Here is a 9,069-nt window from a genome sequence, read left to right as displayed (position 1 = left end):
GGCGAGGTGCGCGGGATCGGCGGCCGCAGCCTCGAAGAAGCGTGGCGCGCGGGACCGCGGACCTATCGATCGATCACGATTCCCGGATTCCCGAACTACTTCATGATCGTCGGTCCGAACGCGCCAATCGGGAACATTTCGATCATCGACGTCTCCGAGACCCAGACCCGCTACATCCTGGACTGCATCCTCGCGATCGCACGGCGCCCGGGACGCGTGTTGGCTCCGAAAGGAGAGGCCGCCCAGCGCTTCCAGGCCGACCTGCGCGAGGCCATGAAGGGGACCGTGTGGGTGACGGGCTGTAGCAGTTGGTACATCGACCCGGACGGCGAACCGACGCTGTGGCCGTGGTCGGCGAGACACTTCCACGACCTGCTCCGGCGACCGGAGTTCGGTGACTTCGATTGGCTGCCCGCCGTGGAAGCGGGTGAAACCCAGTGAGGAGCGCATTCGCATGACGGGACGTTTGGAAGGAAAGGTGGCGCTGGTCACCGGGGCGGCACGCGGTATGGGACTCGCCGAGGCCGAGCTCTTCGTGGCCGAAGGCGGGAAGGTGATGCTCTGCGACGTCCGCGATGACGAAGGCAAGGCGGCGGCCGAACAGATCGGGGCGGCGGCCCGCTACCAGCGCCTCGACGTGACCGGCGAAGACGCCTGGGCGGACGTGGTAGGGGCGACGATCGACGCCTTCGGTCGCCTGGACATCCTGGTGAACAATGCCGGGATCGCCGAGGGCGCACCCCTCACCGAGATGACCCTCGAGAGCTATCGACGGGTCACCGAGGTCAATCAGACCGGGGTGTTCCTGGGCATGCGCGCGGTCGTCCCCGCGATGCGCGAGAGCGGGGGAGGCTCGATCCTGAACATCTCCTCGATCGACGGCATGATCGGGATGAACGGCATCCTCTCCTACGTCGCCAGCAAGTGGGCCGTGCGCGGCATGACGAAGGCCGCGGCAATGGAGCTGGCACCATTCGGGATTCGGGTGAACTCGATCCATCCGGGCTTCATCGAGACGAAGCTCGGGGCGCCCGACGGTACGGACCCCGCGTTGACCACCGGTCTGGTCGCCCAGCACGCCGAGCGTCTCGCACCGCTCGGGAGGATCGGGGCGCCCGAGGAGATCGCGAAGCTGGCGCTCTTCCTCGCTTCGGACGAGAGCTCCTACTCCACGGGTTCCGAGTTCGTGGCAGACGGCGGCCTGATCGCGGGCTATCCGGCTCCGGGTACCGAGTTCTGATGGTGCCCGAGAGTCTGAGTGGCTGATACGGAGGAGACGATGGGAGAAGGAAACGATCCGCTCCGGAAGGGGTTGCTCGAGCGACTCGGCCAACCCCTGAGCGACGCGGGGCCCAGCGCGGCACCCGACCCGGTGAACCTGCCGATGATCCGCCATTGGGTCGATGCCCTCGACGACCAGAACCCGGTCTATCTCGATGCGGTAGCCGCTCAGGCTGCGGGTTTCGACGACGTGGTCGCACCGCCGGCGATGCTCCAGACCTGGACGATGCCGCGGCCGAAGATCGAGGGGATCGCCGAGCGCGGTGGCGCGCCCGGTGCCTACGACCCGAACAGCCCCCTCGAGGTGTTGGCGCGCGCGGGCTACGCCGCGACCCTGGCGACGAACTCGGAGCTCGAGTTCGATCGCTACCTCGAGGTCGGGGACACGTTGACGTCGAGCACGGCCCTCGAGTCCATCTCCGAGCGCAAGAAGACGGCGATCGGTGTCGGCTACTTCGTCACCTGGGTGACGACCTATCTCGACGCAGCCGGTGAAGCCGTCGGGCGACAGCGGTTCCGGGTGTTCCGTTTCAAGCCGGGTGCCGGAGGCGACGCGTGATGAGCGCAGGGGTGGACTTCGACAAGCTGCGCGAAGGCGATGCCTTGCCCGAGTTCGTGCTTCCGGTGACGGCGGCGGTCGTGGTCGCCGGTGCGATTGCCTCGCGCGATTTCATGCCGGTGCATCACGATCGGGACTACGCCCAGTCCCAGGGAGCGCCGGACATCTTCATGAACATCCTCACCTCGAACGGCTACGTCGCGCGCTACGTCACCGACTGGGCGGGACCGAGTTGCCGGTTGCGCCGCATCGCGATTCGCCTGGGGGCGCCGGCCGTACCGGGAAAGCCACTGCGCTTCTCGGGACACGTCTCGAAGCTGGCGGCAGGCGAGTCCGAGGGGACCGTCGAGCTGACGTTGTCGGCCACGAACGACTTCGGCGATCACCTCACGGGGACCGTCGAACTCGCGTTGCCGCGCAGCTGATTCCGCGCTTCAGGGCGTTTCGGGCTCCGGCTCGACCTGGATCTCGAGTTCCTTGCGCTGCTCGTAGACCTTGCGGAGGCGGCGCTTGCGCTCGATCTCGAGCTGGAGTTCGCGTCGCAGGGTCTCTGTCGAGCGCTCCTGCACCAGCACGTCCAGGGAGAGCTCCTTGCAGGCGTCGCGCATGTAGGGGCCGCAGCCCGGGCTGCCGCAGCAGTAGCCCGCGAAGTCTTCGAAGCGGCGGGGCGTCTCCGGCAGCCGCGCCGTGTTGATCGTCGTGAGCATCTCGGGTGCGTCGTTCTGCAGGTCGGCGAAGTAGCGGCGGGCGCGCCGCAGGTTGCCTTCCTTCCAGGCGATCAACATGTCGTTGAAGAGGACCGCGCCGAAAGGGGCACCCTTGCGCAACCCGAGCTCGTTCCACTCGCGGGCACGCTCGGTATCGCCCCGATAGACGTAGATCTCGGCCAGGTTCGTGTACGAGAGCGGGTAGGGGTGGAGCCGCTTCACGTTGCGGAACCCACGGAGCGCCTCACGCGAATCACCGCGATACACGTCGATCAGTGCCAGGTAGAAGTGGGGCTCGTCATCGCGCGGATTCACTTCCACCGCGGAAACCAGCGCGTCCACGCTCTTCTCGAGGTGCGCCAGGTAGCGACCCTGGTCCTCTTCGCGGTCCAGGGCGTCACGTGCCAGCAGGTAGTGGACCTGGCCGAGGGTGGTGAGCAGCGCGCCATTGCGCGGCTCTTCGCGGCGCCGGGCTTCGAGGGTTTCCGCCTGCGCTTCGAGTTCTCCGGGTCCCAGCCGCTGCAACACGTTCGAGCTGGGGAGCCGCGGGCCGCAGGCGGCCGCTGCGAGCAGGGCGACGAGGAGAAGCCAGACGAGGGCCCGTCGCGGGAGTGCGCGGGCCCGGTAGTCGGAAGGCGCCAGAGCGGAGTGGGTTCGGTGCATGCCGCTCGCGAGGCTAGCGCGCGCCGGCGCGGAGGTTGCGGCCACGCGGGCTACCAGGCGGCTCCGGGGCTCGGCCCCGGGCGTCCGGGTTCAGGAATCCCCGGGAGGCGCGAACCGGTGCCGGCCCGCGCCCGCCGCGTCGATCCAACCGGACACGACGTCTTCGGGAACCGGCTTCGAGAAGAAGTAACCCTGGCCCCGGGCGCACCCGAGACGTCGCAGCGCTTCGAGCTGGCCCCGATGCTCGATGCCCTCGGCGACCACCTGGAGCTCGAGTCGGTGGCCGAGCTCGACCACCGATTCGGCAAGGGGGGCGGAGGTGGCGCCGCCGAGCCGATCGACGAAGGCCTTGTCGATCTTCAGCACGTCGATCGGCAGCTGCTCGAGGTAGGTGAGCGCCGAGTAGCCCTTTCCGAAGTCGTCCATCGCGATCTGCACGCCGAGACGGCGCAGGTCGTCGAGGATCCGGATCGTCTTTTCGAGGTCCTGCACCGCGTGGCTCTCGGTGATCTCGAGGGTGAGCAGTCGGGGGTCGAGGCCCGAGGTCTCGAGCGCACCGCCAACGTGCTCCACGATCACCGCACTCCCGAGTTGCTTCGCCGAGAGGTTGATCGACATCCGGAGATCGGATCCCTGGGCGTGCCAGGCCGCGGCGCGGGCGCACACCTTGTCGAGGATGCCCTTGCCGATGGCCACGATCGCGCCCGATTCCTCGGCGAGGGAGATGAACGAATCCGGCCCCAACAGTCCGTGCTCGGGGTGCTGCCAGCGCACCAGCGCCTCGAGGCCGACCAGCTCGAGCTCTGCGAGGTCGACGATCGGCTGGTAGTGCATGACGAACTCGTCGTGCTCGCGTGCGGCCACGAGGTCCTGCTTCAGCAGCAGGCGGTGCTTCGCGCTCTCCTGGAGTCCCTCGTCGAAGAGATCGACGCCGTTCTTGCCGTTTGCCTTGGCCCGGTACATCGCCAGGTCCGCCTGGCGGAAGAGCTCCTCGGGGTCCCCGTCGGACTGCGCGACGGTGATTCCGATGCTGCAGCTCGGCTCGATCTTCGAGCCGGCGGCCCAGAGCGGGGCAGAGACCGCTTCCACGAGTCTTTCGGCGATCTCGAGCGCTTGGCTCGGATGCTCGAGCTCTTCGAGAAGGACCGCGAACTCATCGCCGCCCAACCGCGCCGCCGTATCGCTGGGGCGCAGGGCGTCCTCGATGCGCTCGGCCACCGCCACCAAGACTTCGTCACCCACTGCGTGGCCGAGCCCGTCGTTGACCGCCTTGAAGTCGTCGAGGTCGATGAAGAAGAGCGCCGTCAGCATCCCGCTTCGGCGCGAGCCCTCGGCGCGAACGGCCCGCGTCAATCGACGCCGCAGCAGCGTGCGGTTCGGGAGCCGCGTGAGCGAGTCGTGGAGTGCCTGGTGACGCAGCTGCTCTTCGAGCTCGCGTCGGTCCGTGACGTCCCGGCCGACGACGATCGCATCCCCCGCGAGCGTCGAGGCGGCGCGGCACTCGAGGTGGATCATGCCGACGCCGCGCTTGATCGAGAACTCGAAGGCGCGGGGAGCGCCACCGTTGAAGACCGCAGGGAGCTCGGTGATCAGCACGGCTCCCAGGTCGGGCACCACGTCGTGGACGACCTGACCCACGGCGAGGTCCGGCTCTCCGCCGAAGAGCCGCAGGCTCTCACTGGTCCGGATCTCGAGGATCCTTGCATCGCGATCGAGCCGAATCCGGAAGTCGCTGCTCGCGGAGAGCTCGTGTTCGAGGGCACGCTCCGCCTGTTCGAGTCGATGCCGTTCCGAGGCGAGCTCCTCGAGCTGCGCCATCACGCGCTCGACGTCGGCCTGGGTCGATCGCTGGGCCTGCTGCAGGAAGAGCCCTTCGAGGGTCGCGTCGTGGGGCGCGAAGTCGGCGAAGCGCAGCCCGTGCCGGGACAGGGCGGAGGCGTCGTCGAGCCACGGGGATCCGAGAAAGAGGAGCTGGCCCTCGTTTCCGGTCTCGACGAACTGGCCACGCAAGCGCATGCCGGTCGCATCACCGGCCGGCGCATGGCAGGTGAGCACGAACAGCGTGGAGAGTCGTCGCCGGACGGTTTCGACCTCGAGCGCGAGTTCGGGTTGGGTGGCGACGAAGAGTTCGGGAAGCGGTCGCCCCATGGCGGGGAGCACCCGTTCCAGCGATGGCCCCATCTGTACGATGCGGAGTTCGGAGTCGCACACGAAGTGGAACGGGAACGCCTTGCGCAGCGCGGCCTCGTCCATGCCCACGGCCATGGCGTCAGGGCGCCTTCGGGCGCACGACGAAGACATCGTGGCGCTCCTCGTCGCGCGTCTGCACGTGTTCGACGGAAACGGGTTCGTCGAAGAGTTCCCCGAGTCCTTCGAGCAGACCGACCACCATCGGTGCCAGGCCGACCCGCGTCGATCGGTACTCCACACGGAGCGCGCCGTCGGCCTCCTCGACGCTGAACGAAGGCGGCACGAGCTCGGGCATCGACAGCCCGAGCCGCGCGTGCAGGGCGTCGAGGTTGAGCAGGAACTCCCGCAGGTCTTGCCCCGCGGCCTCGAGCAGGGAGCCGTACCCCTCGCGTCCGGTGAAGAGGATCCAGTGGCGCCCGAACGCGCGCAGCAGTTCGGACGGAGCGATGTCGAGGACCTGGCTGGCGGCGCCCACCAGCGCGTAGGTGATCGCGTCGGGGTACGCCTGCATGCTGACGAATCCCGGGATCTGGAGCTGGGCTCGTTTGCGGATCTGGTTCCAGGCCGCGGGCCCCGCTTGCTCGAGGACGAGCTCTTCGATCGCTCGGTTGACCAGTCCGTACACAGGATCCGCCGCCGGGGGGGCGTGGTGGGAAGCGCCCGGCTTCCGCAAAAGGGTTCGCTCCGTCTTCGGCTGGGCCCGGGGCCGCCTCGATCGAGGGAAAGGCGGAGGCGGGTCGGGTTTGGGGCGTAGGGCAGGCGGAGGGGGGAGGCGGTGCATCGGCGGCGGACCGGCCCCCGGGGAGCGCAATCAAAGTTTACTTTGACCTATTAAATTGATATATGAAATCGAAACTCTCAGTCAGGAGGTGCAGACATGCATTCGTGGGTTTCGCGTTTCTGGGGTTCGAACCGGGTGGCCGCGGCTGCCGTCGTGGGGGTGTGCGTCGTGGGCTGGGGATCCGCCGCGACGGCGCAGTTCCGAACCTGGCGGCCGCCCACCGCCGTGATGATCCCGATCCAGACGGATCGTTCGGTCTCCGCGGGGACCTTCGTCGAGTCCGAGAGCTGGATCGGACCGTGGTCCGCCGGGGTCAGTGACCAGGTGATCGCCCAGCCGCCGTGTGACGGCAGCCTGCCGCCGGAGCTCTGCGAGAGCGGCGAAACGGGATCCGGCGGAGCCGCGGGCTGGCAGGATTCGCTGATCAGCCGCAATGCGGTGATCGCCGAGGGCGGGGCGAGTGCCGCGGCGAGCCAGATCTCGGCGTCGATCGATGGCACGAGCGGCCTGGGTCACACGTTCTCCCTGACGGGGTGGACCGACTACGAGGCCGACGGGACGCTCTCGAGCCTGTGCGATACGACGGACGGGGGCAGCGTCATGCGCCTCGAATCCGACGACGGCACCGGGAGCTGGACCCCGGTCTTCGAAGTTGCCGCCGACTGTGTTCCCGGTGCCCCGGTCGACATCACGGTCCGACAGAAGGGGCTGCTCGCGGCGGGCACCTACCGGCTCCTCGTGAGTGCCTACGCGGTGGCGCCGAGTGATGGACAGAACCAGTCCGACTTCGACGTCGAGTTCCGGATTTCCGCCGGCTCTCCCTTCACACCCGGACCGGGCTCAGGCCCGACCGGCCCCAGCGTGCAAGACACTCAGCAGACGATCTTCGGCCGCTGAGGGAGAGTCATGACGCGTCTTCCGCCCCGCGTAGTGCGGCGCGGGGCGGGAGGCGAGGTCAGCGGACCTTGGCGATCACCTTGTCCGCGAAGCCCCGGAGCGCGTCGACCTTCTGTTGCAGGGTCGTCGTGTCGGGGGCATAGGCGTTGCGGAAGCCCACGATCGCGTCGGTCACGCCGAGATCCTCGAGCCGCTTGATGCCATCGGGGGTGTAGGCATCCATCGAAATCACGTGGATCTCGAAGGGCTCGCGATCGCGGCCGTACTCCGCGCGGAGCTCCTGGATGCGCTGGATCGCGGACTCGAAGTCCGACGCCTGCCCGCCGCCACCGTGCATCCAGCCGTCACCGAGTCGCGCGGCGCGCTTGAAGGCAGGCTCCGAGTGGCCACCGATCAGGATCGGGATGGGCTTCGTGGGTGCCGGGCAGAGCTTGATCGGGTCGATCTGGAAGATTTCTCCGTCGTAGCCGAAGTACTCACCCGTCTGCAGGCCGCGCAAGATCTCGATCGACTCATTCAGTCGCTTGCCGCGCTTCTCCCAGGGCACACCGAGTGCGGCGAAGTCGTCGGGCCAGGGCGAGAGCCCGACGCCGAAGCCGAGGCGATTGTTCGTCATCGCGGCGACCGAAGTGGCCTGCTTCGCCGCCAGCACCGGATGGCGCATGGGTAGCTTCACCACGAAGGTGGTGAAGCGGATCTTCTCGGTGACGGCCCCCATCGCGCCCATCAGCACGAAGGGCTCGATGAAGGGCATGCCGTCGAGGAAGTCGCGGTCGCCGTCCGGCGTGTAGGGGTACTTCGAGTCGGATTCTTTCGGGTAGAGGATGCTCTCGGGCACCGTGAACGAGTCGAAGCCCGCCTGTTCTGCCTCGATCGCGAGCGGGCAGTACTGGTTCGGGTCGATCATCGATTCGGCGTAGGTGAAGCGCATGGGCGTCCTGCGTTGGAGAGGTTCGGGGGTCGAGGGCCCGGCCCGTCAGGGCGACGCCGGCGCGTTCGATGCGGGGCGTTGGGGAACACGGCGCAGGCCGGCGAGATCGTAGCCGAGATTCTCGAGGCGCCCGCTCAATGCGTCGAGTTCCGCGTCTTCGACCACCGCGTCCCGCGAGAGGATCCACGCGTAGTCGCGCGACGGCACACCGACGATGGCCCGTCGGTAGTCGTCGTCCACCCACGCGATCAAGTAAGCCGAACGAAACGGCCACAGGAACTGCACCCGCCACTCGGTGCGGTTCGTCGGGTCGTGGACCCAGCCGCGCTGGGGAAGGGATTCGAGCGGCGCCTCGAAGCTGCCGTCGCGGTACTCGTAGACGATGTCGATCTCGCCGTTCGGGAGCAAGGCGTAGGTCTCGACGCCTTCGTAGGCGTTGGCCTCGCTCGCGAAGGGCAGGTCGATCGGGATGTGGGCCACGACGTACCAGGGACCCATGAAGCGTTCGAGCTCGATGGGTCGATCCAGCGCCTGCAGCGGCGCCGGCCCTCCGGCACAGCCGACGGCGAAGACGGTTCCGAGCAGTCCGAGGGCGAGGCGGCGCGTGACGTTCATCCGAGCACCGTAGCGACGCCGTGGAGCGTCGCACGGATCGGCGCTGTCCGGGTGGCGATCAGCCCCCGGCCATCTGGCTCTGGAAGCCGGCCAGGTCGAAGTAGTCGCGCCAGTGCTGGATCTTGCCGTCGGCGATCTCGAAGACGCCCATCACGCTGGCTTCGACCCAGCGCCCGCCGATCAGGAAGCGGTCCACGCGCTCGTTCATCACGATGCCGGGCGCTTCGGCGGTATGGGACACCACGAATTCGATCTCCTCCGACATTCCGAGGAATCCCTCGATCGTCTTGCGAATCGCTTCGAGGCCCTCGTTCGGGGGGTCGATCGGGATGTTGGTGTAGACGGCGTCGGCTGCGAAGAAGCTCAGGATGTCGTCGATGTCGCGCCGCCCCCAGGCGGCGACGAAGCGGTCGATCAGCTCGGTGTTCTGGCTCATGTTCTCCTC

11 protein-coding genes are annotated in these 9,069 nt (G+C 67.9%); 5 read left to right on the top strand and 6 right to left on the bottom strand.

Features of this window, described 5'->3' with window-relative positions; all coding sequences use genetic code 11:
• From AAF430_15320 to AAF430_15305, 4 genes are all read left to right on the top strand, one after another.
• Positions 1–441: NAD(P)/FAD-dependent oxidoreductase (locus AAF430_15320; protein ID MEM7411602.1), on the top strand; the 441-nt coding region annotated here is incomplete at its 5' end.
• Between the two features lie 13 nt (positions 442–454).
• The gene (locus tag AAF430_15315; GenBank protein MEM7411601.1) at positions 455–1,240 is read left to right on the top strand and encodes a glucose 1-dehydrogenase; all 786 of its coding nucleotides are present in this window, start codon (positions 455–457) and stop codon (positions 1,238–1,240) included.
• 39 nt (positions 1,241–1,279) lie between these two features.
• Complete coding sequence (locus AAF430_15310; protein ID MEM7411600.1) at positions 1,280–1,840, top strand: MaoC family dehydratase N-terminal domain-containing protein; 561 nt, start codon at positions 1,280–1,282, stop codon at positions 1,838–1,840.
• The gene (locus AAF430_15305; protein MEM7411599.1) at positions 1,840–2,265 is read left to right on the top strand and encodes a MaoC/PaaZ C-terminal domain-containing protein; all 426 of its coding nucleotides are present in this window, start codon (positions 1,840–1,842) and stop codon (positions 2,263–2,265) included. Before AAF430_15310 ends, AAF430_15305 begins: the two co-directional genes overlap by 1 nt.
• A 9-nt stretch (positions 2,266–2,274) precedes the next feature.
• Here AAF430_15305 and AAF430_15300 read toward each other — a convergent pair whose 3' ends face one another.
• The 3 genes from AAF430_15300 to AAF430_15290 form a co-directional block, all read right to left on the bottom strand.
• Entirely contained in the window at positions 2,275–3,210 is a 936-nt protein-coding gene (locus AAF430_15300; GenBank protein ID MEM7411598.1) for a hypothetical protein, read from the bottom strand.
• Between the two features lie 90 nt (positions 3,211–3,300).
• Entirely contained in the window at positions 3,301–5,511 is a 2,211-nt protein-coding gene (locus AAF430_15295) for an EAL domain-containing protein (GenBank protein MEM7411597.1), read from the bottom strand.
• Positions 5,480–6,025 (bottom strand): heme NO-binding domain-containing protein, encoded by a 546-nt coding sequence (locus AAF430_15290; protein MEM7411596.1) that lies wholly within the window; start codon positions 6,023–6,025, stop codon positions 5,480–5,482. Before AAF430_15290 ends, AAF430_15295 begins: the two co-directional genes overlap by 32 nt.
• 252 nt (positions 6,026–6,277) lie before the next feature.
• Between AAF430_15290 and AAF430_15285 the strand changes: the two genes are divergently transcribed.
• Positions 6,278–7,078 (top strand): hypothetical protein, encoded by an 801-nt coding sequence (locus AAF430_15285; GenBank protein MEM7411595.1) that lies wholly within the window; start codon positions 6,278–6,280, stop codon positions 7,076–7,078.
• A 58-nt stretch (positions 7,079–7,136) separates the two neighbouring features.
• Here AAF430_15285 and AAF430_15280 read toward each other — a convergent pair whose 3' ends face one another.
• From AAF430_15280 to AAF430_15270, 3 genes are read right to left on the bottom strand one after another with little or no spacing between them, the layout of a single operon-like run.
• The gene (locus AAF430_15280; protein ID MEM7411594.1) at positions 7,137–8,009 is read right to left on the bottom strand and encodes a TIGR03619 family F420-dependent LLM class oxidoreductase; all 873 of its coding nucleotides are present in this window, start codon (positions 8,007–8,009) and stop codon (positions 7,137–7,139) included.
• A gap of 45 nt (positions 8,010–8,054) precedes the next feature.
• On the bottom strand, positions 8,055–8,624 hold the full coding sequence (locus tag AAF430_15275; protein MEM7411593.1) for a lipocalin family protein: 570 nt from the start codon (positions 8,622–8,624) through the stop codon (positions 8,055–8,057).
• 58 nt (positions 8,625–8,682) lie between these two features.
• Entirely contained in the window at positions 8,683–9,060 is a 378-nt protein-coding gene (locus AAF430_15270; protein ID MEM7411592.1) for a limonene-1,2-epoxide hydrolase family protein, read from the bottom strand.
• Positions 9,061–9,069: the final 9 nt, after the last annotated feature.

It is taken from the genome of Myxococcota bacterium (assembly GCA_039030075.1).
In the GTDB taxonomy this organism is placed as follows: domain Bacteria; phylum Myxococcota_A; class UBA9160; order UBA9160; family SMWR01; genus JAHEJV01.
Note: the sequence above shows the minus strand (reverse complement) of the source record. Positions and strands in the feature narration are given on the sequence as shown.